The following is a 26,195-nucleotide window of genomic DNA, read 5'->3' as shown; positions in this document are numbered from 1 at the left end:
ATCTGTAATAAATATGTAATAATTTTGTAGGATTTTGATAAAATCATAGTAACGATTCTGTAATATTGCTCTCGTACCTTTGCATCGTCAATAAAAATTCGATAAATAAGGAATGAAAAGCAAAAAAAAATTAGTAGCAATCGCTACGCTACTTTTGGTAAATTTAAATGCTATGGCACAAGAGATTTGTGGCATGGTGAAGGATTCTAAAACAAAAGAACCATTGATTGGGGCTACTATAGAAATGGAAGGGGGTAAACTTTTAGGAGTAACCGATATTGATGGAAAGTTTTTGCTCACCAATTTGAACGAGCAAAGCTATGTATTAGTAATTAAATATGTGTCGTATAAACCCAAAAAAGTAAGTGGCATACGAGCAGAAAAAGAAGGTAAACAAGTTCTTAATATAGAGTTAGACCAAGACGAACAAATGTTAGTCGGGGTTACGGTAACAGCTAATGGACGACAAACAACCCAAGCATCGGTTGTACAAATGGCAAAGAATAGTCCATTTATGATGAGTAACATTTCGGCACAAGAAATAACAAAAACACAAGATTCCAATGCTGGTGAAGTTATCAGACGTGTTCCAGGAATCAGTTTGATAGAAGATAAGTTCGTAATGGTGCGTGGCTTATCGCAAAGATACAATAACGTATGGATAAATGGGGGAGCTGTGCCAAGTTCGGAAGCAGACTCACGCGCTTTCTCGTTCGATATTATTCCAAGTTCACAAATTGATAATTTATTAGTGGTAAAAACTCCCTCAGCTGAGTATCCTGCTGATTACAGTGGCGGCTTTATCATCGTTAATACAAAGGAAATACCATCAGAAAACTCGTTTTCGTTGAGCCTTGGTGGTAATTGGAATACAAAATCGGCCTTTCAAGATTTTAAAAGTAACAAAGGTTCGAGTACAGATTTTTTAGGATTTGATGGTGGTTTACGTAGTTTAAAAGGTGGAATCAATGGGGAATTAAAGAAGTTATCAGGCGATTTGACCGACCTTTTGAATAACGGTTTTAATAATAATTGGTTAGTTAGGACTAAAAAGCCATTAGGCGACTTTAAGTTTTCTGCCAATTGGAACCATCAGTGGCATATTGGTGACAACAAGTTGGGTATGATTGCAGTGGTAAGTTATAACAACGAGTACCGAAGTTACCGAAACATGGAAAATAATCTTTTTGGAATTTACGATGCTCAAAACGATAAGGAAAATTATCTAAGGCATTCGAAAGACGAACAATTTAATCACAACGTGAGATTAGGTGGTATGTTGAATTTAACCTATCTATCTGCCAATGGAAATCACAAATTTCATTTAAAAAACATCTTTAATCAGCTCGGCAATCAGCGTTATACTTGGCGAGAGGGCGTGAATGCACAGTCGAATAAGGAAAATGCTGCTGAAGAGTACTATCGTAGTAGAAGTATTTTTAATACGCAATTGACAGGAAAACACTTGTTGAATGAAGACAAATTAGATTGGAGTGTAGGATATGCTTTTGCAAATAGAAGCATACCAGACCGTCGTCGTTACTTGATGGACGATGCTATTGAAACTGATAAAATGGGACTTTCTACTGGAAACGATATTTCTCGCGAATGGACGAAGCTAAATGAGCATATCGTTTCAACAGGAGTAAACTACAAACACCAATTTAATTTTAATGGTTGGGAACCATTTTTGAAAGTGGGAGGCTATGGAGAATATCGCACAAGAAAGTATAAAACGCGCGAATTTATTTACAATTGGAATGTAGCATACAATGAAATGCCCGCTGGATTCAGATATATGGATTTACCAACCTTGCTGAGCGATGAGGCTAACTTTGGTGAGAATAAGCTCCATTTGTTAGAACAAATGCATTTCCGCAATGATTATGACGGACACAACACCTTGGGAGCAGGCTACATTACGGTATCTTTGCCTTTTGGAAAGTTAGGCGTTTATGCTGGTCTTCGCTTCGAACACAACAATATGGAGTTGGTTTCGAACACAAAAGACACGGAAATAAGTCATGTAAGTACTTACTATAAAACCAATGATTTCTTCCCTTCTATCAACGCAACGTATAAGTTTAACGACAAACATCAGTTGAGATTGTCTTACGGAAGAAGTATTAACCGACCAGAATTTAGAGAAGTTTCTTCATCAGTATTCTATGATTTCGACCTCGCTTCCAATGTTCAAGGTAATCCAAATCTTACCAATGCTTATATCAACAACGTTGATTTACGTTACGAATATTACCCAAGCAGAGGTGAACAAATTTCTTTTGCAGCATTTTATAAGAATTTCGAATCTCCTATTGAGTGGACTTATACGGTTGCAGGTGGTACTGATTTGATATATTCTTACAAGAATGCGCTTTCAGCCAATAACTTTGGAGTTGAACTTGATATTAAAAAGACACTTGATTTCATCGGACTTTCTAACTTTAGTTGGTCGTTTAATGGAGCATTGATAAAGAGTAAAGTGAACTTTGAGAAAGGTGCTAAAGAAGAAAACCGTCCAATGCAAGGTCAATCTCCTTACTTAATTAACACGGGAATATTTTATAATGATACAAAAAATCAGCTTAGTATTGCTTTGCTTTATAACAGAATCGGAAAAAGAATCATTGGTGTGGGACGCAGCGAAGGCACTTCTTCAGGTAACGATGTAAATTCTCGTGTTCCTGATAGCTACGAAATGCCTCGCAACATGATAGACCTTACTGCATCAAAGAAATTTGGTGAACACTTTGAAGTGAAGTTAAGCATTCGTGATTTGTTGGCAGAGAAGGTTTATTACAAACAATTTGCGAACGTTACTTATCCAAATGGTGACCATAAAGAGATAACAGAAGTTTCACGTTCATACCAACCTGGACAAAACATAGGTATCTCTGCAATCTATAATTTCTAAGATAAAACTTAAAAAAGGAAATAAAATTCATAAATAAAATCTCTTATTTAAAAGCAAATATTATGATGAAAAATTTGAAAACTTTAGGATTCATGGCAATCCTTGCCGTAGCAACAGGATTAACCGCATGTAGTAGCGATGACGAAACTGTTGTAACACCAACCCAGCCAACCGCTTATCAATGGGGTACAGAGGGCTCTATCAAAACATGTAGCAACGTTCTGTTTACCAATGGCAAAGAAGATGCTAATGGAAAAGAAATCGGTAATGGCGACCAAGAATTCATTTTCAAAGGAAAACAAACCTTGAAGCGTGGTACCTATTTATTGAAAGGTTGGGTCTATATTGCTGAAGGATCTGAACTTACCATTGAGCCAGGAACGATTATAAAGGGTGATAAAACTACAAAGGCTGCTTTGATTGCTGAACGAGGCGGAAAGTTGATAGCCATAGGAAATCAAAAAGCACCAATTATATTTACATCTGCGCAAGCAAAAGGTAGCAGAAAACCTGGCGATTGGGGCGGAATTATTCTTTGTGGACGTGCTGTGAACAACCAAACGGAAATGCAAATTGAAGGTGGGCCTCGCACAAAACATGGTGGAAATGACAATCAAGATAATTCAGGAGCGTTGAGTTATGTACGCATCGAGTTTGCTGGCTTCCCATTCGAGAAAGATAAGGAAATCAATGGCTTGACACTTGGCTCAGTAGGTAGCAAAACTCAACTTGACCATATTCAAGTTTCTTACTCAAATGATGACTCTTACGAATGGTTTGGTGGTACAGCTAATGCAAAATATCTTATAGCTTACAGAGGTTGGGACGATGATTTTGATACAGACAATGGATTTAGTGGTAACGTACAGTTTGGTTTAGTAATTCGCGATTCTAAAATTGCTGATACTTCACAGAGTAACGGCTTCGAAAGCGATAATAATGCTTCTGGTTCAGACGTAAAACCTTACACAACAGCAAAATTCTCTAATATAACATTCGTTGGTCCAAAGATGGACAAAAGTTTTGTAAATTCTGTCGATTATATTAATGGTGGTACAATGAATCCAAACAATGGTTCAGCACTCGGAAAATTCCAAGCAGCCATGCACATTCGTAGAAATTCTCGCTTGAGTTGTTACAACTCTTTGGCAGTTGGTTATCCTATTGGTGTCATCTTAGATAATGAAAAGGGTGCAACCCAACAAGCAGCAACAGCTGGTGCATTGAAATTGAACAACATTTGGCTTGCAGGTATGGATATTGTTGGTTCAGATTACAACAAAATCTACAAAGATGAGTTGGTAACTGATTACAAAAACAAGGTAACCGACCCAACAAAGCCTTCATTCACATCAACTTTCTTTAAGGCTCAAAGTGGTAATAATATCTTGCCAACATGGGAAACACTTGTAGGAATGAACGGTTACACACCACTTGCAACAAGTCCTATCCTCAATGCAGCTTCATTCCAAAATCTTACAGGTTTCATCTCTGTTCCTTACGTTGGAGCTTTCTCTGCAAACGACGATTGGACAGCAGGTTGGGCTGAGTTCGACCCACAGAATGCAGACTATTAATGGGCAAGAATAATTTTTAACTGACATAATTCAATTTGTTAGGCAAGCAAGTGAGGTTTTAAAACCAAGTTTGCTTGCTTTTTCTAATATATTGTTTGAAAGACAAAACAGCCTGTTTTGAAGTTCAAAATAGGCTGTTTTGAAGTGAAAAACAGCCTATATTGATAGAATTTGCCGGATTCAGATTTGGGCAATACTATCATCTTATGATAGAGTCGAAACTGAAACCCAACGAAAAATTATAACGTTTGACAAAATGCACCAGTTATTCTAATTTCATTAATATCAGATAGTAAATGAATATTTGCATTTCTAAACTTTATTCTATTTGCAATTGGTAACTGTTACGATAAAGTTCACAAAAGCGAAAAATGCCCAACAAAATGTTGAATTTGTGTATTTTAAATTATCTGTTAAAGTTTGCTAACTTATAAATGTTTGATAGCAAATTTTCCCTAACCAACTAATAATTTGCTACTTTTGCATCGTTAATCAAAGATGAAAGCAAAAAGTCGTAACAACAAATTGTTGGCACGCTCAAAGTAATGAAAAAGGCAATGCCAATATTTTGAAAACGCAATTGATAATACTATAAAAAGCAAATATTAAAATGGTGTCTACAACCAAGGCTTTGAGGTATTTTTCAATAATTTTTCACCAAGAAGAAACAAAACATACAACTAATTAATAAATTTGCAACTAACATGGCAAACGAAACAAACAACAAAGAGTTCCGTATTGAGAGCGACCTTTTGGGCGACCTTCAAGTACCAGCTAATGCATACTATGGTGTGCAAACACAACGTGCAGTGAATAACTACCACATTTCTAACACAAGAATGTGCGACTACCCAGACTACGTTATCGCAATGGCTTACGTTAAGTTAGCAGCAGTTGAAACTAACCGTGAATTAGGCGAAATTGATGGCGCTATTTGCGACGCTATGGCACAGGCTTGCCGCGAAATTATTGATGGTAAATTCCATGAAGATTTCGTTACCGACATGGTACAAGGTGGCGCAGGTACTTCAGTAAACATGAATGCTAACGAAGTTATCGCAAACCGTGCTTGTGAAATTCTCGGACACCAAAAAGGTGAACACAAATATTGCGCTCCTAACGACCACGCTAACTGCGGTCAATCTACAAACGACGCATATCCAACAGCTATCCACTTGGCTTTGATTCGCATGAACAAGACATTGGTAGAAAAACTTCAACTCCTCGTTGCTTCTTTCCGCAAGAAGGCTGAAGAGTTTAAGAAGGATATTAAGATGGGTCGTACACAACTCCAAGACGCTGTTCCTATGACAAGCGGTCAGGAATTCAATGCTTTTGCCAACTTGCTCGAAGCTGAAATTAGCAACTTGAACCAAGCTGCCGACATGTTCTTAGAAATCAATATGGGTGGTACAGCTATCGGTACAGGTTTGAATGCTGCTCCTGGTTTCCCACAAATCTGCGCTCGCAAGATGAGTGAGTTTACAGGTTACGCCTTCAAAGCAAGTGAAGACCTCGTTGCAGCAACTCCTGATACAACCGATTTAGTAAACTACAGCAGCGCAATGAAGCGTTTGGCAGTTAAACTTTCTAAGATTTGCAACGACCTTCGTCTTATGGCATCTGGTCCTCGTTGTGGTCTTCACGAAATCAACTTGCCTCCAATGGCTCCAGGTTCAAGTATCATGCCAGGTAAGGTAAACCCTGTTATTCCTGAAATTACTAACCAAACATGCTTCAAGGTAATTGGTAACGACACAACTGTAATGATGGCTGCAGAAGCTGGTCAATTGCAATTGAACGTAATGGAACCAGTTATCATGCAATGCTTGGTAGAAGATATTACATGGATGGGCAACGCTATGGATACTCTCCGTGAGAAGTGCATCGATGGTATCACTGTAAACCGTGAACATAACGCTGAAACTGTAAAGAATTCTATCGGTATCGTAACTGCTCTTAACCCATACATCGGCTATAAGAACAGCACAAAGATTGCTAAGGAAGCACTCGAAACAGGTGGTTCTGTTTACGACCTTGTACTCGCAAAGGGTGTTCTTGCAAAAGAACAACTCGACCAAATTCTTTCACCAGAACACATGTTGGATTCAGAAGAAAGAGTAAAGTAAGCTGAAAATAATAATTATATTATTATAAACAAAAAAGTTCCATGCAAACCAGCATGGAACTTTTTTTATTTATCTTATTGCTACTGAGCCATATACTTTTAAAATATCGCTCCAAATTTAATTAAAAATAGGGCATAAAAAATGCCCCGTTAAAGGTCGAGGCAAACCTAATGTTTTCACAACGGAATAATCCTTATTGTGAATGCTTTAAAATTAGTATTGCAAAAATACGCTTTTTTATGACATTTGCAAACTTTTTTATGTTAAATGTTGCTATTTAAAATGTTTTTCGTAATTTTACACAAAACATTAATACGTTAATCATGAAGAAAATCTTAGGTTTAGATTTGGGAACCACAAGCATTGGTTGGGCTTTAGTGAATGAAGCAGAAACCGAAAGTGAAAAATCGTCTATTATCCGTCTTGGAGTAAGAGTAAATCCATTGACAATAGATGAGAAAGGTAATTTTGAAAAGGGAAAAGCAATTACTACCAATTCTGATAGACAACAGCGACATAGTGCGAGAATAAATCTTCAACGCTATAAATTGCGTAGACAAAATCTTTGTGATTGTTTACAAATAGGAGGTTTACTCGGTTCAGAATCTATGTATGAAGAAGGAAAAGAATCGACTTTTGAAACTTATAAACTTCGTGCTAAAGCTGCAACAGAAAAAGTAGCTTTACACGAATTTGCCCGCATTCTGTTTATGCTCAATAAGAAGCGTGGCTATAAAAGCAATAGAAAAGCTAATAGTAAGGAAGATGGACAGGCTTTCGACGGAATGACTATTGCTAAGAAATTGTATGAAGAAAATTTAACTCCTGCTGAGTATTCGTTGCAATTGCTAAATAAAGGCAAAAAGTTTTCGCCAAGTTATTATCGTTCTGACTTGGAAAGTGAATTAAATAGAATATGGGAGGAGCAAAAGAAGTATTACCCTGAAATACTGACCGATGATTTTTACCAACAATTAGAAGGCAAAACTAAAGTCAATACAACTAAAATTTTCCTTGCTAAGTATGGCATTTATACTGCTGATTTAAAAGGATTGGATAAGAAAATGCAACCTTTAAAGTGGCGTATTGAAGCGTTGAATAAACAAGTTGATAAAGAAGTTTTGACTTTTGTCGTTAGTGATTTGAAAGGACAAATTGAAAAAACAAGTGGACTTCTTGGAGAAATTAGCGACAGAAGTAAGGAACTTTATTTCAATAAACAAACAGTGGGACAGTATGTTTGGGCTTCATTGAAAGAAAATCCACATGTAAGCATTAAGAATAAACCTTTCTATCGTCAAGATTATTTAGATGAGTTTGAAAAGATTTGGGAAACTCAAGCTGCTTTTCATAAAGAGCTAACACCCGAATTGAAAAAAGAAATTAGAGATATTATTATTTTCTATCAACGCCCATTGAAGAGTAAAAAAGGTCTTATTTCAATTTGTGAGCTTGAACAGAAAAAAGAAAAAGTTATAATTGAAGGCAAAGAAAAAGAAATACTTATTGGGTCGAAAGTTGCTCCTAAATCTTCTCCAATGTATCAAGAGTTTAGAATTTGGCAGAATTTAAATAATGTTTTACTTATTGATACAGAAATAAATGAAAGTCGTCCACTCGACGAAGAGGAAAAAGCATTGCTCTACAATGAATTAAGCGTTAGAGCAAAGTTGAGTGAAACAGAAGCTTTAAAGACGATAAATAAGAAAGGTAAGCATTGGGATTTAAATTTTAAAGAGTTAGAAGGTAATCGTACACAAGCTGTTCTCTTTGAATGTTATAATCGTATTATTACACAAACAGGACACGAAGAATGCAATTTTAAGAAAATTTCTGCTGAAGATATTCGTCATTATGTTGCAACAATTTTCAAGAATTTAGGTTTCAATACAGATATTCTTGATTTTAATCCATCGTTAGAGAAGCATGAGTTAGAAAAGCAACCAATGTATCAACTTTGGCATTTGCTGTATTCGTATGAAAGCGACAAGTCAAGAACGGGTAATGAATCGTTATTAAATAAACTGGAAGCAAACTTTGGATTCCCTCAAGAATATGCTTCTGTGCTTGCCGATGCTACGTTTGAAGATGATTATGGTAACATTAGTGTGAAAGCCATTCGTAAAATTTTACCTCATCTTCATGATGGATATGATTATAGTGAAGCTTGTGAAAGAGCTGGCTATAATCATTCGGTTCGTTCGCTTACAAAAGAAGAATTAGCACAAAAGGTTTATAAAGATAGATTGGACTTGTTGCCAAAGAATAGTTTGCGAAATCCTGTTGTTGAGAAGATTCTTAACCAAATGATTAATGTAATCAACGCTATTATTGTCGAATATGGAAAGCCTGATGAAATAAGAATCGAAATGGCACGTGAGTTAAAAAGTAGTGCTGCTAAACGTGAAGAAAGAACCAAATCAATTAATCAAAATGCTGCTGAAAATAAGCGTATTACTGAAATTTTGCAAACAGAATTTGGCTTATCTTATATTAGTCGCAATGATATTGTAAAATATAAATTGTATCAAGAACTTGAGGCTAACGGATTTAAAACCCTCTATTCGAATACTTATATTCCTAAAGAAAAACTTTTTTCTAAGGATTTTGATATTGAACATATTGTTCCAAAAGCACGTTTGTTTGATGATTCTTTCGGAAATAAAACTATTGAAGCACGAGATGTAAATCTTGCTAAGAGTAATAAGACAGCTTTTGATTTTGTTAAAGAAAAATACGGCGAACAAGGAATAGAAGAATATAAAAAGAAACTTGATACGCTCTTAAAAGAGAATGCAATAAGTTCAGGGAAATACAAAAAACTGATGATGTCGGAAGCTGATATTCCTTCTGATTTTATCAATCGCGACCTTCGTAATACGCAATATATAGCTAGAAAAGCCTATGAAATTTTGGGTGAATTGGTTAAAACAATAACCCCTACAACGGGAAAAATAACTGACCGATTGCGTGAAGATTGGCAATTGATTGATGTAATGAAGGAATTGAATTTCGAGAAATATGATAGATTAGGTCTAACCGAAGTCATAGAAGATAGAGATGGAAGAAAAATAAAGCGAATAAAAGACTGGACGAAGCGTAACGACCATCGCCACCATGCAATGGACGCTCTGACCATTGCCTTTACAAAACCTTCTTACATTCAGTATCTGAACAATCTTAATGCACGAAGTGATAAGAGTGGAAGCATTTATGCAATTGAAACAAAAGAGCTACATCGTGAAAATAATACTCTTCGCTTCAATGCTCCTATGCCTTTAAACGAATTCCGCAAAGAAGCTAAACGTCATCTTAGTGCCATTCTTGTTTCAATAAAGGCTAAGAACAAAGTAATGACGCAAAATGTAAATAAGATAAAAACAAAGAATGGTATCATTAAAAAAGTGCAACTTACACCACGTGGAGCGTTACACAATGAAACTATTTATGGTACAAAGATGCGTCCAATAATAAAAATGGTGAAGATTGGAGCTGCATTAGATGAGGCTACTATAAATAAAGTAAGTAGTCCTACTATTCGTGAAGCCTTGCTTAAACGTCTTAACGAATATTCTGGTGATGCGAAAAAGGCTTTTGCAGGTAAGAATGCAATTACTAAAAATCCTATTTATCTCAATGCAGAACACACAAAGACTGCTCCTGCAATGGTGAAAATAGTAGAATGGGAAATGTATTACCCTATCCGTAAACTTATCACACCAGACCTTAAAATAGAAAAAGTTATTGACAACGGCATTAAAGAAATTCTGAAAAAACGATTAAAAGAATTTGGCGGAGATGCAAAGAAAGCTTTTAGTAATTTAGATGAATGCCCTATTTATCTTGACGAAGAAAAGAATATTACCTTAAAACGTGTCAGCATAGAAGGCGTTTTAAGTGCTATTCCTGTGCATACGCTGAAAAATCATGCAGGCAAGGAAATTAAGGATGAAGATGGAAAAGCTGTATTAGGTGATTACGTTCAAACAAGCAACAATCATCATGTGGCAATTTATCAAGATGCAAAAGGTAATTTGCAAGACAATGTAATATCTTTCTTTGAAGCTGCTGAACGTAAATCGCAGAATGTGCCAATTGTTGATAAAAACTTAAATCGTGATAAAGGGTGGCATTTCCTTTATACAATGAAGCAAAACGAATATTTCGTATTCCCTAATGAAGAAACTGGATTCGTACCTTCTGAAATTGATTTGATGGACGAAAATAATTATGAAATGATTAGCCCTAATTTATTCAGAGTTCAAACGATGTCAAGAGTTGATTACGGAAAAACCATAATTCGAGAATATGTATTTCGGAATCATTTAGAAACGATTCTTAATGATAATTTGAAACTTAAAGGCTTAGTATTTAAGAAAATAAAATCCTTAAAGGCTTTAGAAGGAATAGTTAAGGTTCGTGTCAATGCCATTGGTAAAATAGTAGCAGTAGGTGAGTATGATTAAAATCATGGCTTATGATAAAGAAAACTTTATGCTTCAGCAATCCTGCTTATTTGAGTTTACATAACGAGCAGCTTCTTATTCGTTTACCAGAAGTTGAAACATGTAAAGGATTGCCAGATTGTTTAAAAAAAGAAACAGAGCGTACAATTCCAATCGAAGATATTGGAGTTGTATTGCTTGACAATAAGCGTATAACAATCACATCATCGGCTTTAGAAGCTTTAATAGAAAATAATTGTGCTGTCATTACTTGTGATAGTAAAAATATGCCTATTGGTCTTCTTTTACCTTTATGTGGAAATACTACGCAAAATGAACGTTTCAGAACTCAAATAGACGCATCATTGCCAATAAAAAAACAATTGTGGCAGCAAACGATAAAACAAAAGATAATCAATCAAGCTAAGATTTTAAGTATTTACACCAATACTGACGTGGCATGTATGTACGTTTGGGCGAATAAAGTTAGAAGTGGAGACCCTGATAATTTTGAAGCTCGGGCAGCAGCCTATTATTGGAAAAATATTTTTACTGATATTCCTAATTTTGTAAGAGGACGTGATGGTGAACCTCCAAACAATCTTCTTAATTATGGGTATGCTATATTGCGTGCAGTAGTAGCACGCTCTTTAGTAGGAAGTGGGCTACTTCCTACATTAGGAATTCATCACCATAACAAATATAATGCTTATTGCCTTGCTGATGATATTATGGAGCCTTATCGCCCATATGTTGATGGATTAGTTTTAGATGTCATGGAGTCAATTAAGGATTACAGCGAGCTTACAAAAGAGATAAAAATGAAACTCCTTTCTATTCCTGTACTTGATACAACGATAGGAAATAAGAAGAGTCCATTAATGATAGCTACCCAACAAACCACTGCATCGCTTTACAAATGCTTTAGTGGTGAACAAAAGAAAATTGCTTATCCTGAATTATAAACACAAATTGTGGAAACTTATAGATTTAGTCAATACCGAAGTATGTGGTTAATAGTATTTTTTGATTTGCCCACCGACACAAAGAAAGAACGAAAGGCAGCTGCTGTTTTTCGTCAAAATCTTTTGAAAGATGGATTTACTATGTTTCAGTTCTCCATCTATATACGCCATTGTGGCAGTAAGGAGAATATGGAAGTTCATACAAAGCGCATATCTACTTTTATTCCAACGTATGGTAAAGTTGGAATAATGGGGATAACCGACAAACAGTTTGAGGAAATAAAATTATTTTATGGAAAAAAGCCACAAAAACCAAATGCACCAGGAGCGCAATTAGAATTGTTTTAGCAAAAATAAAGTTCCACCTTTAACAAGTGAAACTTTATTTTGCTTGCATTTTTCTTTTCCTTGAATCTTTCGTAATACATCTATTCGTCAGTGTATTATACGATTTAGGATGGTTTTGCTAATGCAAAGATACTAATTTTAAAGCAAATCACAACCGTCGCTTTGTACTAACTCCATTGATTGGAGATGGTTTTGCTAATGCAAAGATACTAATTTTAAAGCAAATCACAACCTTTTAAACCTACCCCCGATGACCATTCTGGATGGTTTTGCTAATGCAAAGATACTAATTTTAAAGCAAATCACAACAGACATCACAAACGAATTTAAGTGATTTAGGATGGTTTTGCTAATGCAAAGATACTAATTTTAAAGCAAATCACAACATAATTAACTAGGGTCTGCTGAATTATTATCTCTTCACAGACAGAGGGTAGCAGACGTAGCCCCTCATAGTGACGATAATGATGAAAAACCACCAGATTTCGGTCAGGGCAAGACAAAGTTCCCTGAGGAACTTCATCACGTTTTTAACGAAGTAGCACATTCCTGTCCAGCATCGTGCTGTATCTGGAAGCTTGGCTCTTATGTCATTGGCTCGATAGATTCTCTTGCCAGTACCGAATGAGCATTCGATTTCATTGCGCTCCCCGATGGCTTTGGCCATTCTGGATTTCATCTCATCTGAAGGAGGATCCTTCGGTGGTCGCCCTAACGGTTTGCAGTATGAATGGATTTCAAAATCCTCAAGTATATCTCGGTTTGACCTGTTTAGGTAAATCTTATCCGCAAGGATGGTGGCCGGAAGATAGCCGAAGCGTTCTTTGAAAAGTTGAATCTGTAGCAAGAGATCCTGGCTCTCGTTGTAGGCATCCCAGCTGTGGTGGTCGATGAACGTATAGCCCTCGACTATGCTTGCACCTATCTTGGCCCCGAACTCAGTCCTTGCCTTAGCCTTTCCACGGACAATGGCACGGACGTGTGGCTGAAAGATGCTCAGTATGCGGTCTGCACAAGTATGAGTCTTTGACCTGTACATCTCCTCCTGCTGATGGTACATCGTGAGGATTGCAGTCAAGGTGCGTTTCTCATATAGGAATAGGCTCTCGTAGTACGTCTTGTTCTTTGCAAGCAAGTCCATTAAGATGCGGATGTCCTTGCGCAAGTAGTTGAGCATCACCCCGATAGTATCACGCACCATCTTGCCTTTCTTCTTGGCTTTCTTGACAAGCTGAAGGTATGCCTGACGTGCATGCTTGTAGTTCGTGCGTGGCTTGTGCAGCTCAAACATCTCGCACACCTTTATAATATAGTCGGTAACCTTGCGGCAACCATCATGTATTATATCAACGTCAACAGGATAACGCATCTCTGCATCGGCACAGGTAGCATCAATCTTCAGCACTCCCTTGTGCTCGCGACCTTTTGAGTCGGTGAAGGAAGCGGCATTCGGATCCTCTGGTTTCGGAGCCGGCGGGTCCTCATCATTCCTCTTCGCCTCTTCTTCTTCACGCTTGCGTTTCTCTTCAAGAAGACGCCTCTGCTTGTCGAGAAGCTTGACTGTCATCTTGTTGAGTTCTTCCTCTGAGATTCGCTTGCGTATCGTGACGAATAGGCTCGGGTCGAATATAGGCTTGTCGGTGAACTCATGCAATCCACAAAAGTACTGCATGTAGGGACTCTCTCTGATAATCTCGATGGTCTCGGCATCACTCAGGTTTAGTTTGTGCTTGATAATCATTGCGCCGAGAATCATGCGTGCCGGCTTGTTCCCTGCACCTTTCTTCTGATTGTCCAACCTTGAGTTGTATTCCTTCTCAAGTTCTGTCCATGGAAGAAGGTCACCGAGAGCCACCCATCGGTTTGTCTTGTCCAACTCATCAAGGGATGAGCGGAGCAAACCGAGGTCAAGTTGCTTGTATTTTGGAGCGTAAAACTTCATCTTGCTATGGATTTAACTATATAAAGGTACGATTTTCTAGTTAAACAAACAAAGAAATAAAGTTATATAAACTTAAATATCAGAGAGTTATAAATTATTCAGTAAACACTAACTAAATATTAAAGGGTTAGATAGATGGTTTTGCTAATGCAAAGATACTAATTTTAAAGCAAATCACAACATGATGAAGCAACAACAGAATTTGATGCGGATGGTTTTGCTAATGCAAAGATACTAATTTTAAAGCAAATCACAACTTTATGTTAAGTGTCGTAAATGTAAGTCAGATGGTTTTGCTAATGCAAAGATACTAATTTTAAAGCAAATCACAACTTAATCATTGTAAGTCCTTGAAATGGTAAAGATGGTTTTGCTAATGCAAAGATACTAATTTTAAAGCAAATCACAACTTAGCTGGCATTGGTTTTCAGAACGCAGCAGATGGTTTTGCTAATGCAAAGATACTAATTTTAAAGCAAATCACAACATATAAGTTATTCGCTTGCATCGCTCGCCCGATGGTTTTGCTAATGCAAAGATACTAATTTTAAAGCAAATCACAACGAGTTTTTTGCATTATAATTTATAAAAATAGATGGTTTTGCTAATGCAAAGATACTAATTTTAAAGCAAATCACAACTAGCTCCTTATACATAAGCTGTACCTTTCTGATGGTTTTGCTAATGCAAAGATACTAATTTTAAAGCAAATCACAACTTACTTGTGCGTTTCAAGGATATTGCTTATGATGGTTTTGCTAATGCAAAGATACTAATTTTAAAGCAAATCACAACTGCTGGTCGTCGGGTATATATGCCCAAAATGATGGTTTTGCTAATGCAAAGATACTAATTTTAAAGCAAATCACAACCGGGAAACCTTCACAGCGACTAGCACCTCTGATGGTTTTGCTAATGCAAAGATACTAATTTTAAAGCAAATCACAACTGGGAAGCCTTGACACAAAAACAATTCATGATGGTTTTGCTAATGCAAAGATACTAATTTTAAAGCAAATCACAACAAATGGACTGGAAGTATCCAGCCGAAGTTAGATGGTTTTGCTAATGCAAAGATACTAATTTTAAAGCAAATCACAACTCAAGCTGGAGTTCCACTCGATGCGATGAGGATGGTTTTGCTAATGCAAAGATACTAATTTTAAAGCAAATCACAACGCCTCCGACAAAACACTGACAATCCTCGCAGATGGTTTTGCTAATGCAAAGATACTAATTTTAAAGCAAATCACAACGGAAAGAGTGTGGTTATTACCCCCGCTTAAGATGGTTTTGCTAATGCAAAGATACTAATTTTAAAGCAAATCACAACACCCTGACGATAAACCTATAAATGCCTTTAGATGGTTTTGCTAATGCAAAGATACTAATTTTAAAGCAAATCACAACTGCAGTCGGTAAGGTTAGCTGCGAATTTCTGATGGTTTTGCTAATGCAAAGATACTAATTTTAAAGCAAATCACAACCCACTCTATATCCACTGTGATTTACTTTTAGATGGTTTTGCTAATGCAAAGATACTAATTTTAAAGCAAATCACAACAATTAAAAGCGTTGAAAGAGCAACAAGACAGATGGTTTTGCTAATGCAAAGATACTAATTTTAAAGCAAATCACAACTTGAAACGCGCCAAACCAATAGCCGGAATAAGATGGTTTTGCTAATGCAAAGATACTAATTTTAAAGCAAATCACAACTTAGACCTCCTTTTGCCGTTGCGGATATAGGATGGTTTTGCTAATGCAAAGATACTAATTTTAAAGCAAATCACAACACATACACGCAGAACTCGAACGTGGCAAGCGATGGTTTTGCTAATGCAAAGATACTAATTTTAAAGCAAATCACAACCAAAGCAAATTGGAATAAAAACTAAACGCAGATGGTTTTGCTAATGCAAAGATACTAATTTTAAAGCAAATCACAACTGGGTAGGCAGGTTATATAATGAGTGTAAGGATGGTTTTGTGTCTGCAAAGTTACTACAAAAAAGTGAAATGCGGAAAGATATAGTGATAGAATTGAGTTACAAGGGTTTTGGTTGAAGTGGCGATAATCCGTGAAGCCATTACAATCCCTGCCGAAGCCAAATCCTGACGCCGCTACGTTACTTGTTCGTAACCATGCCCGAAAATGCGACAAACGGGTACGAATAGCGAAACAAGGCTCTAAGGAATAGTGAGTTATCCATAACTCATGCGAAAAATCAGGTTACGGAAAAAGATTGCGCCGTTCCTCCCCGTTTTGCGTACCAACACCGGACTCTTCACCAACTAATTTTGAAACCCAAAAATTAAGGACAATGAAGAGTACATTTTCAGTAATCTACTACCTCAAGCGTCAGGTAGTGAAAAAGGACGGGACAGTTCCCGTCATGGGACGCATCACGGTGGACGGCAGCCAGACGCAGTTCAGCTGCAAACTGACTGTCGATCCGAAACTGTGGGACACCAAAGGTGGACGTGTCACGGGCAGAAGCACGGCGGCACTCGAAACGAACCGTATGCTTGACAAGATGCGGGTACGCATCAACAGGCATTATCAGGAAATCATGGAGCGTGACAACTTCGTCACGGCGGAGAAGGTGAAGAACGCCTTTCTCGGACTGGAACACCGCTACCACACGCTGATGCAGGTGTTCCGCCAGCACAACGAGGACTACGAGAAGCAGGTGGAGGCAGGCATGAAAGCCAAAGGCACGCTGCTGAAGTACCGCACCGTTTACAAGCACATGCAAGAGTTCCTCGACATCCGCTACCATGTGAAGGACATCGCCCTAAAAGAGCTTACCCCGGCTTTCATCTCCGACTTCGAGATGTTCCTGCGCACGGACAAGCACTGCTGCACCAATACCGTGTGGCTGTACGTCTGCCCGTTACGGACGATGGTATTCATCGCCATCAACAACGAGTGGCTGACGCGCGACCCGTTCCGCGAGTATGAAATCAAGAAGGAGGAAACAACACGCAGTTTCCTGACCAAAGATGAGATCCGCCTGCTGATGGAGGGGAAACTGAAAAACGCCAAACAGGAATTGTACCGCGACCTCTACCTGTTCTGCGCCTTCACGGGGCTGTCGTTCGCGGATATGCGCAACCTTACGGAAGAGAATATCCGCACCTACTTCGACGAACACGAGTGGATAAACATCAACCGCCAGAAAACGGGCGTGGTGTCCAACATCCGCCTGCTCGACATCGCCAACCGCATAATCGGCAAATACCGGGGACTGTGCGGGGACGGCAGGATATTTCCCGTTCCGCATTATAACACGTGCCTTGCCGGTATCCGTGCCGTCGCCAAGCGTTGCGGCATCACCAAGCATATCACGTGGCATCAGAGCCGCCACACGGCAGCCACGACGATATTCCTCTCCAACGGTGTTCCCATCGAAACGGTCAGCTCCATGCTCGGACACAAGAGCATAAAGACGACGCAGATTTACGCAAGTGCGCCCAGATTGGTCGCTTGATAAATACTTCTGTAGTAAGAAGTTAGGATTGGGTTCAATATAATCCTATCGTCAATCAGCTTATCCGACGGGGAAACCTAACGGGGAGTGTAGCATGCTGATTAAAGCCCTGAGTCTACTAATAGCCAAGTAGCGACTGAAGGGCAAGACGAAACGACATATATAAGGATGAAGCCTTGATTGGTTGAACGATAGTTCGGTGGTACCACATCTTGCAATAGCGGAAGGCTTTTATATACGCTATTTCATAGTACTCTGGCTATTTTGTGCGTTAGTGCAGAGCATTAAGAACCGACTATGACACAGCCGCAATAAGCGGACAAGAACGAAAGTCGCATCCGACAATATGTCACGCTAATAGTTATCAAGTGAAACTAACTGGGGATTGCCTAAGTCAGAACGCCTCAAAGGCTATGAGAGCTGGTCTCTGAATATCTGATATGGCAACGGAGTTCCCATAGTAGTCCGAGCAAGTTAACGGCTTGTACATGGCGAAGGGGAACAGTCCATAACTTTAGTACAAACAAAGGAAAACGTGAGAGACGTATGAGAAATCCCGAGCAAGTATTAAACATTTTAGCTGAACACAGCAACGAGTCAGGTTACAAATACGAACGACTCTATCGTATTCTGTTCAATGAGCAGATGTTCTTAGTCGCATATCAGCGCATTCATGCAAAACCAGGCAATATGACACCCGGTACTGATGGACAGACGGAGGACGGCATGAGCATTGACAAGATACACGCATTAATAGACAGTCTCAAAAGCGAAGTCTATAGGCCTAAACCGGCAAAGAGGGTTTACATACCGAAGAAGAGCGGAAAGTTACGTCCGCTCGGTATCCCTACGTTTGCAGATAAATTAGTGCAAGAGGTAGTGAGAATGGTTCTCGAAGCCATATACGAAGGATATTTTGAACGGACTTCACATGGTTTCAGACCACACAAAAGCTGCCACACGGTACTTAAGAGTCTACAGAATAATTTCAACGGAACAAAGTGGTTCATTGAGGGAGACATAAAAGGTTTCTTTGACAATATCAACCATGGCGTGATGATAGAAATTCTGAGGGAACGCATATCTGACGAGCGTTTCCTTCGGTTAATACGTAAATTTCTCAACGCTGGATATTTGGAAGAATGGCACTTCAATAGAACTTATTCGGGTACGCCTCAAGGTGGAATTATCAGTCCAATACTGGCTAATATCTACTTGGACAAGTTCGATAAGTATATGAAGAAGTATGCACAAGATTTCCATAAGGGTAAAGTTAGACACCGCAACAAGGATATCGGCAGACTGAACAATCGAGTTCACTATCTAAAGAAGAGAATGAAGGAGGTGACGAACGTTGATAAATTGGAAGCAATGCGAGAGGAAGTTCGTAATAAGCAACAGCAAATACTGACTATGCCGAGCGGTAACGATATGGATGAGAATTTCCGTAGATTGAATTATGTACGCTACGCTGATGATTTCCTTATAGGGGTCATTGGAAATAAAGCAGAGTGCGAGAAAATCAAGGCGGATGTTACACAATTTATGCAAGAAAAGCTAAAGTTGGAGATGTCGCAAGAAAAGACCTTGATAACCAACGCACAAGACAGTGCAAAATTTCTCGGCTATGAAATATCAGTCCGTAAAGATTACACAACGCAGAAAAATGCAAGAGGAGAAACTCGTAGACATCGTAATGGTAATGTGATACTACACGTATCACGAGAAGTAATAAAGAAGAAGCTACTGAGTCTTGAAGCCATGAATGTGAAAACACGAAATGGCAAAGAAGTGTGGAGTTCTAAAGGTAGAACATACCTGATAGACAATGAGCCACAAGATATAGTAGCACGTTTCAACACAGAAATCAGAGGATTCTACAACTACTACTCCATTGCAAACAATGCATCGGCACTTGGACGTTCATTTGGATGTATCATGAGGTTCAGTATGCTAAAGACATTTGCGCAAAAACTTAACAGTTCCGTCAGAACCATAACAAACAAGTATCGTGAAGATGATAAATTTGTGGTGTGGTATACGGACAAGAAAGGCGAACGCAAACCAAGGGTGTTTTACAATGAGGGCTTTAAGCGTATTACCGACTTGGGAACTCAAAAATGTGATAACTTGCCCTACCTGTTCAACACTCCATCTATGAGTCTGGTCGAAAGACTGACTGCAAATAAGTGTGAGTTGTGCGGAAAAGAAGGAAATGTTGTGTCACACCACGTCAGGAAACTCTCAGAATTAAGAGGCAAAACCGAATGGGAACGTAAAATGCTCAAAATGCATAGAAAATCTTTAATCGTCTGTGCAGAATGTCATAACATGATTCATGCGGAGAATAGCTAAAATGCCGTTATGGGCGGAGAGCCGTATACATGGAGACGTGTACGTACGGTTCGGAGGCAGGCTGTCGGAAACCTACCACCGTAAGGTGGCATGGCGCCGACAGCCGAGCCTACAGATAACCAAAGAGAAGCTCAATCAGGACATGGAGAACCTTGCCGCAAGATTGAACGGCGTCGAGGAATTTGCAGGTTGCACCATCTAAAAAGAAAAGCCATGAAACGTGACACAATCATCATCGAGGACAAGGCAGTCAGCGTAACCGGTAACGACGTGTGGATGACCGCCACCGAAATAGCCGGATTGTTCCATACGACCGTCCCGGCAGTGAACGCCGCCATCAGAGCCGTCCGCAAGTCGGACGTGCTGAACGACTACGAGGTGTGCCGCTACATGCAGCTTGAAAACGGGCTGCACGCGGACGTGTACGCCCTTGAAATCATCATCCCGGTCGCTTTCAGGGTGAATACCTACAACACCCACCTGTTCCGCACATGGCTGGTGGGAAAGGCACTCTCACAAGAGAAACGGCAGACATACGTGATGTTCATACAGAACGGAAAAGCCGGGTATTGCTGATTGCACATACCCCATAAGACAAGTAAACGGGTAGCACCACAAAAGGTGTCACCCGTTTACTTTTTCATGAAACCGCCTCACTCCAGCGGCTTGCGGTAGTTCGCTTCCAGTACCCCGCGCAGCCCCGTTTCCGGGTAAAGCACCTTCCCTCCCAAAAGTATGAAGGGCAACACGCGGTTGTTGCGGTATTCCTGCAAGGTGCGCCGGCTCACACGGAGCAGTTCCGACACCTCGCCGTCCGTCAGGTAACGTTCCCCGTCCAGCGGAGGACGGTAGCTTTCCAGAAATGCGGACAGCCATTTCGAGCCTTTGCGCATATCCTGCACCACAGAGGCTATCGGCTCGTCTTCCATCGTAAAAACATCGTTGTTCTCGTTCATCATAACTTCGGATTCAGTGGGTGAATAAATCAAATCATCTGCCGTGCGGATAGAGCGTGCCGACAAGCGGTATCAGCCGCTTCACCTCCTCTGGCTTGTAATAGAACCTGCGGTTTATCTGCGAGTAGCCGATAAGCCGCCTGTCACGCAGCGTCTGCAACGTGCGCGGGCTTATTCTCAACTGCCCGCAGACCTCCTCGCCCGTGAGCCATCTTTCCATGCGCCCCGTGTCGCTTTTGCGCCTCAGGGCGGCGACCTTCTCCGAGAGTGCGCCGAATGCCGCCACCATCATCTCGAAAGTCTTTTTCTCGATAGATACTATTTCCATATTCATGTCATTTAGAGTTTGCCGCAAAGGTAACGAAACGGCATACAAGACGTATCGTTTTCCGCTGAAAGGCTGCCTGTTGCGCCGTTTGACCGGGTTACGGAGCCATCTTCCGCAAAAATCTTACGTGAGTCACGTAGTGAGTTGTTAAAGCCCCTTTTGTTTATTGCCGAATTTTGTCGCAGAAACAAAAAGAAAGGACTGAACATGAAAGTGATAACAATGGAAAGTTCCGCCTACAAGGAGATGATGGCGCAGATTGCGAACATCGCAGGGTACATCCGCGAGGCAAGGGACGAGAAGAAACGGAAGCGGGAAACCGAAGACAAGCTGCTTGACACGGCACAGGCGGCGAAGATGCTCAACGTGAGCAAGCGCACCATGCAGCGTATGCGCACCGACCACCGTATCGAGTATGTGGTGGTACGCGGAAGCTGCCGCTACCGCCTTTCCGAGATACTGCGGCTATTGGAGGACAACACAGTAAGGAACGAGGAAGGGACAATAGACACCCTGTTCCACAACCACACGCTGCGCACGGGCGGCAAACCAAAAGGAAGGAGGACATAGGTCATGGAACTGCTCACACGAAACAACTTCGAGGGCTGGATGCAGAAGCTGATGGAACGGCTCGACCGTCAGGACGAACTGCTGCTGGCGATGAAGGCTGAGGGGAAACAGCCCACTATCACGGAAAGCATCCGCCTTTTCGACAATCAGGATTTGTGCATGTTGCTCCAGATAAGCAAACGCACCCTCCAACGCTACCGCAGCGTAGGCGCATTGCCCTACAAGACGCTGGGCAAGAAGACCTATTACAGCGAGGAGGACGTGCTGACATTCCTTTCCAACCATATCAAGGACTTCAAAAAGGAAGATATAGCCTTCTACAAGGCTCGTATCCATAATTTCTTTCATAAATAACCCATTAAAACATTTTTCAGATGGCAAAGAAAAAAGACGAAAAGGACGTGCTGGTAGTCCGTGACGAGAAGACAGGCGAGATCAGCGTGGTAGCCGGGCTGAACGCGGACGGCACACCCAAGCGCACCCCCGCAAAAGCGGAGAACGCGCAGAGTTTCCTGCAATTCGACCGACATGGCGACGTGCTGGACAACTTCTTCAAGAACTTCTTCCGGCAGTGCAAGGAACCCAGCCGCTTCGGTTTCTACCGCATTGCGGCAGACCAAGCTGAAAATCTCTTAGAGGTGATGAAGCAACTGCTGAAAGACCCCGAAGCGAACAAGGAGCTGCTCGCCCCTCACAAGGTGGACACCTCCGACTATGAGAAGAAGGTGCAGGAAGAGATGGCAGCACAACAGACAGAGAAACAAGAACCTCAAAAACAGGAGAACATGGAACAACGGAAAGAACAGCAACAGGACAAATCCGAACAGATGCAGGGCAAACGTGGCTACCAGCCCATCGACGAGAGTAAAATCAACTGGCAGGAGCTGGAGGACAGATGGGGCGTAAAGCGGGACAACCTTGAAAAGTCCGGCGACCTTACGAAGATGCTCAACTATGGCAAGTCCGACTTGGTAAAGGTCAAACCGACCTTCGGCGGCGAATCATTCGAGCTGGACGCCCGCCTCTCCTTCAAGAAGGACGGTGAGGGAAACATCAGCCTCGTGCCGCACTTCATCCGCAAGGAGCAGAAGCTGGATGAGTACAAGGAACACAAATTCTCCGACAATGACCGGAAGAACCTCCGCGAAACGGGCAATCTCGGTAGGGTCGTGGACATTGTGGACAGGGAAACGGGCGAGATCATCCCCTCCTACATCAGCATCGACCGCAAGACGAATGAAATCACGGACATTCCGGCAAGCAGGGTGCGCATCCCGGAGCGCATCGGCAAGACGGAAATCACCACGCAGGAGCGGGACATGCTCCGCGCCGGACTGCCCGTGCGCGACAAGCTCATCGAGCGCAACGACGGCAGAAAGTTCGTCACCACCCTGCAAGTGAACGTGGAGCAGCGCGGCGTGGAGTTCGTGCCGGGAACCGGCAAGTCGCCCCGTACCGCACAGACACAGGAAACCAAAGGCGACACATCGAAAAGTCAGGCGCAGGGCGGGGAAAATGCCGCACAGACCAAGAAGGAGCAACGCCGCAACACGTGGACGAACGAGGACGGCAGCATCCGCCCCATCAGCAAATGGAGCGGCGTGAGCTTCACCGACCAGCAGAAAGCCGACTATGTGGCGGGTAAAGCCGTGAAGCTGGAGAACGTGACCGACAAGCAGGGCTTCCATGCCACGATGTATATCAAGTTCAACCCGGAGAAGGGACGCCCGTACCGCTACGACACGAACCCTGACAATGCACAGCAGGTTGCTCCGTCCAACGAGAGCCGCACGCAGGTGGCGGTGAACAACGATGGCAAGACCAACGAGGCTACAAAGAATCTGAGAGAGCCGTTGCAGAAAGGTCAGACCAACCCGAAGGACGCCCGCCAGCAACAGCAGCAGGAGAAGCCGCAGAAGAAAACGGGCAAGGGCATGAAAATGTAATCCCGTGTCCGCCACTGAATCCAAAATAAAATCCAAAGTATCAACAAAAAAGAAGAAGACATGAAGACAATCATTGCAGAAAAGCCCTCCGTGGCACGTGAAATCGCCCGCATCGTGGGCGCGACAAAGAGAGAGGAAGGATATTTCGAGGGAGGCGGTTATGCCGTGACATGGGCATTCGGACACCTCGTTCAGCTTGCCATGCCCGACGGCTACGGCGTGCGCGGATTTGTCCGTGACAACCTCCCGATTATTCCCGACACATTCACGCTTGTCCCCCGTCAGGTCAGGACGGAGAAAGGTTACAAGCCCGACAGCGGCGTGGTGTCGCAGATAAAAGTCATCAAAAGACTGTTCGACACAAGCGAACATATCATCGTGGCGACCGATGCCGGACGCGAGGGAGAGCTTATCTTCCGCTACCTCTACCACTATACGGGTTGCACCACTCCTTTCGTGCGCCTGTGGATCAGCTCTCTCACCGACAAAGCTATCCGCGAGGGACTGCGGAAACTCGAAGACGGCAGCAAATACGACAACCTCTACCTCGCCGCCAAAGCGCGGAGCGAATCCGACTGGCTCGTGGGCATCAACGGCACACAGGCGTTATCCATCGCCGCCGGACACGGCACGTATTCCGTGGGGCGGGTGCAGACACCAACGTTGGCTATGGTATGTGAACGCTACTGGGAGAACCGCCGCTTTACGTCCGAAGCATTCTGGCAGCTCCATATCGCAACGGACGGTTGCGACGGCGAAGTCGTGAAATTCTCATCCTCCGAGAAATGGAAAGAGAAAGAACCGGCGATGGAACTATATAATAAGGTAAAGGCGGCAGGTTGCGCCACTGTCACGAAAGCCGAGCGCAAGGAGAAGACGGAGGAAACTCCCTTGCTCTACGACCTGACCACGCTCCAGAAAGAAGCCAACGCCAAGCACGGCTTCACGGCGGAACAGACGCTTGAAATCGCGCAGAAACTCTACGAAAAGAAGTTGATAACCTATCCGAGAACGGGAAGCCGCTACATCCCCGAAGACGTGTTTGCCGAAATTCCCAAACTGCTCGCTTTCATCGGCACACAGCCCGAATGGAAAGACAAGGTGCGGGCAAAAGCCGCCCCGACACGCCGCAGCGTGGACGACGGCAAGGTGACAGACCACCATGCCCTGCTCGTCACGGGTGAGAAACCGCTCTTCCTCTCCAAAGAGGACAATACCATCTATCAGATGATTGCCGGGCGCATGGTCGAGGCATTCTCTGAGAAATGCGTCAAGGATGTGACCACTGTCACGGCGGAATGTGCCGGAGTGGAGTTTACCGTAAAAGGCAGCGTCGTGAAGCAAACCGGATGGCGTGCCGTCTATGGCGAGGAAAAAGAGGAAATTACCATCCCCGGCTGGCAGGAAGGCGACACGCTGACACCGAAAGGCTCGTCCATTACCGAAGGAAAGACCAAACCCAAGCCGCTGCATACCGAAGCCACCCTGCTCTCGGCAATGGAAACGGCGGGCAAGGAAATTGAGGACGACGCACTGCGGCAGGCGATGAAGGACTGTGGCATCGGTACTCCCGCCACACGCGCCTCCATCATCGAAACGCTTTTCAAGCGCGGTTACATGGAACGCTGCAAGAAGTCGCTTGTTCCCACCGAAAAAGGACTTGCCCTCAATTCCGTCGTCAAGACGATGCGCATCGCCGATGTTGCCATGACGGGCGAATGGGAAAAGGAGCTGGCGCGTATCGAGCGCGGGGAACTGTCCGACGACACCTTCCGCAAGGAGATAGAGGCGTACACACGTGAGATAACCTCCGAACTGATCTCGTGCGACAAGCTCTTCGGCAGCCGTGACTCCGGCTGCGCGTGTCCCAAGTGTGGCACGGGCAGGATGCGGTTCTACGGCAAGGTGGTACGCTGCGACAACACGGAGTGCGGACTGCCCGTGTTCCGGCTGAAAGCGGGACGCACCCTGTCCGACGATGAAATCAAAGACCTGCTCACCGAAGGGCATACCAAGCTGCTCAAAGGGTTCAAGAGCAAACAGGGCAAGAGTTTCGATGCTGTTGTCGCCTTTGACGGGGAATATAACACGACTTTTGTGTTCCCGGAGGCTAAAAAGGACAAGAAATTTTCAGGACGGAAGAAATAGTATTAACTTTGCCACTTGTTCAGAGTAATGAATTGTTCTTCGATACCGGATTACACTCATACTTTGGATTTAGTGGTG

At 42.1% G+C, this 26,195-nt stretch carries 17 protein-coding genes and 1 CRISPR repeat array; of the genes, 14 read left to right on the top strand and 3 right to left on the bottom strand.

Going from position 1 to position 26,195, the window contains the following annotated elements; translation table 11 throughout:
* The first annotated feature begins 112 nt into the window (after nt 1–112).
* The 6 genes from DYI03_RS09830 (at nt 113) to cas2 (ending at nt 12,378) form a co-directional block, all read left to right on the top strand.
* Nucleotides 113–2,914 (top strand): TonB-dependent receptor, encoded by a 2,802-nt coding sequence (locus DYI03_RS09830; RefSeq protein WP_021670012.1) that lies wholly within the window; start codon nt 113–115, stop codon nt 2,912–2,914.
* A gap of 62 nt (nt 2,915–2,976) precedes the next feature.
* Nucleotides 2,977–4,491 carry a hypothetical protein gene (locus tag DYI03_RS09825; RefSeq protein ID WP_021670013.1) on the top strand — a complete coding sequence of 505 codons (1,515 nt, stop codon included), beginning with the start codon at nt 2,977–2,979 and terminating at the stop codon, nt 4,489–4,491.
* A gap of 704 nt (nt 4,492–5,195) precedes the next feature.
* A complete protein-coding gene (locus DYI03_RS09820; RefSeq protein WP_004355197.1) occupies nt 5,196–6,620 on the top strand; it encodes an aspartate ammonia-lyase in 1,425 nt (474 codons plus the stop codon).
* Nucleotides 6,621–6,943: 323 nt separating this feature from the next.
* Complete coding sequence (cas9, locus tag DYI03_RS09815) at nt 6,944–11,086, top strand: type II CRISPR RNA-guided endonuclease Cas9 (protein WP_021670015.1); 4,143 nt, start codon at nt 6,944–6,946, stop codon at nt 11,084–11,086.
* An 11-nt stretch (nt 11,087–11,097) separates the two neighbouring features.
* Nucleotides 11,098–12,030, top strand: a complete 933-nt coding sequence (cas1, locus tag DYI03_RS09810) for a type II CRISPR-associated endonuclease Cas1 (RefSeq protein WP_021670016.1) — start codon at nt 11,098–11,100, stop codon at nt 12,028–12,030.
* Nucleotides 12,031–12,072: 42 nt separating this feature from the next.
* The gene (cas2, locus tag DYI03_RS09805) at nt 12,073–12,378 is read left to right on the top strand and encodes a CRISPR-associated endonuclease Cas2 (protein ID WP_021670017.1); all 306 of its coding nucleotides are present in this window, start codon (nt 12,073–12,075) and stop codon (nt 12,376–12,378) included.
* Between the two features lie 412 nt (nt 12,379–12,790).
* Here cas2 and DYI03_RS09800 read toward each other — a convergent pair whose 3' ends face one another.
* Complete coding sequence (locus tag DYI03_RS09800; protein ID WP_115367858.1) at nt 12,791–14,320, bottom strand: IS5 family transposase; 1,530 nt, start codon at nt 14,318–14,320, stop codon at nt 12,791–12,793.
* Nucleotides 14,321–14,454: 134 nt separating this feature from the next.
* Nucleotides 14,455–16,270: direct repeats of the CRISPR family, unit length 47 nt; unit sequence GATGGTTTTGCTAATGCAAAGATACTAATTTTAAAGCAAATCACAAC.
* A gap of 374 nt (nt 16,271–16,644) precedes the next feature.
* On the opposite strand from DYI03_RS09800, the gene DYI03_RS09790 reads away from it, so the two are divergent.
* From DYI03_RS09790 to DYI03_RS09775, 4 genes are all read left to right on the top strand, one after another.
* Nucleotides 16,645–17,814, top strand: coding sequence for a site-specific integrase (locus tag DYI03_RS09790; RefSeq protein ID WP_036858670.1), 1,170 nt, complete (start codon nt 16,645–16,647; stop codon nt 17,812–17,814).
* A 546-nt stretch (nt 17,815–18,360) separates the two neighbouring features.
* The gene (locus DYI03_RS09785) at nt 18,361–20,169 is read left to right on the top strand and encodes a reverse transcriptase/maturase family protein (protein ID WP_021668951.1); all 1,809 of its coding nucleotides are present in this window, start codon (nt 18,361–18,363) and stop codon (nt 20,167–20,169) included.
* Between the two features lie 37 nt (nt 20,170–20,206).
* Nucleotides 20,207–20,371, top strand: coding sequence for a hypothetical protein (locus DYI03_RS13695; protein WP_244916340.1), 165 nt, complete (start codon nt 20,207–20,209; stop codon nt 20,369–20,371).
* A gap of 11 nt (nt 20,372–20,382) precedes the next feature.
* Complete coding sequence (locus tag DYI03_RS09775) at nt 20,383–20,745, top strand: hypothetical protein (protein WP_004291423.1); 363 nt, start codon at nt 20,383–20,385, stop codon at nt 20,743–20,745.
* A gap of 77 nt (nt 20,746–20,822) precedes the next feature.
* On the opposite strand, the gene DYI03_RS09770 is transcribed toward DYI03_RS09775, so the two are convergent.
* Nucleotides 20,823–21,128, bottom strand: coding sequence for a helix-turn-helix domain-containing protein (locus DYI03_RS09770; protein WP_004291424.1), 306 nt, complete (start codon nt 21,126–21,128; stop codon nt 20,823–20,825).
* A gap of 31 nt (nt 21,129–21,159) precedes the next feature.
* A complete protein-coding gene (locus tag DYI03_RS09765; protein ID WP_004291426.1) occupies nt 21,160–21,459 on the bottom strand; it encodes a helix-turn-helix domain-containing protein in 300 nt (99 codons plus the stop codon).
* A gap of 138 nt (nt 21,460–21,597) precedes the next feature.
* Between DYI03_RS09765 and DYI03_RS09755 the strand changes: the two genes are divergently transcribed.
* Genes DYI03_RS09755 through DYI03_RS09740 form a run of 4 tightly spaced genes read left to right on the top strand, consistent with a single transcriptional unit; the run spans nt 21,598 to nt 26,117 of the window.
* Nucleotides 21,598–22,023, top strand: a complete 426-nt coding sequence (locus DYI03_RS09755) for a helix-turn-helix domain-containing protein (RefSeq protein WP_004291432.1) — start codon at nt 21,598–21,600, stop codon at nt 22,021–22,023.
* 3 nt (nt 22,024–22,026) lie between these two features.
* The gene (locus tag DYI03_RS09750) at nt 22,027–22,377 is read left to right on the top strand and encodes a helix-turn-helix domain-containing protein (protein WP_004291454.1); all 351 of its coding nucleotides are present in this window, start codon (nt 22,027–22,029) and stop codon (nt 22,375–22,377) included.
* Between the two features lie 20 nt (nt 22,378–22,397).
* Nucleotides 22,398–23,969, top strand: a complete 1,572-nt coding sequence (locus tag DYI03_RS09745) for a DUF3945 domain-containing protein (protein WP_004291455.1) — start codon at nt 22,398–22,400, stop codon at nt 23,967–23,969.
* Nucleotides 23,970–24,029: 60 nt separating this feature from the next.
* A complete protein-coding gene (locus tag DYI03_RS09740) occupies nt 24,030–26,117 on the top strand; it encodes a type IA DNA topoisomerase (protein WP_004291456.1) in 2,088 nt (695 codons plus the stop codon).
* The last annotated feature ends 78 nt before the right edge of the window (nt 26,118–26,195 follow it).

Source organism: Prevotella disiens, assembly GCF_900454955.1.
In the GTDB taxonomy this organism is placed as follows: Bacteria; Bacteroidota; Bacteroidia; order Bacteroidales; family Bacteroidaceae; genus Prevotella; species Prevotella disiens.
Note: the sequence above shows the minus strand (reverse complement) of the source record. Positions and strands in the feature narration are given on the sequence as shown.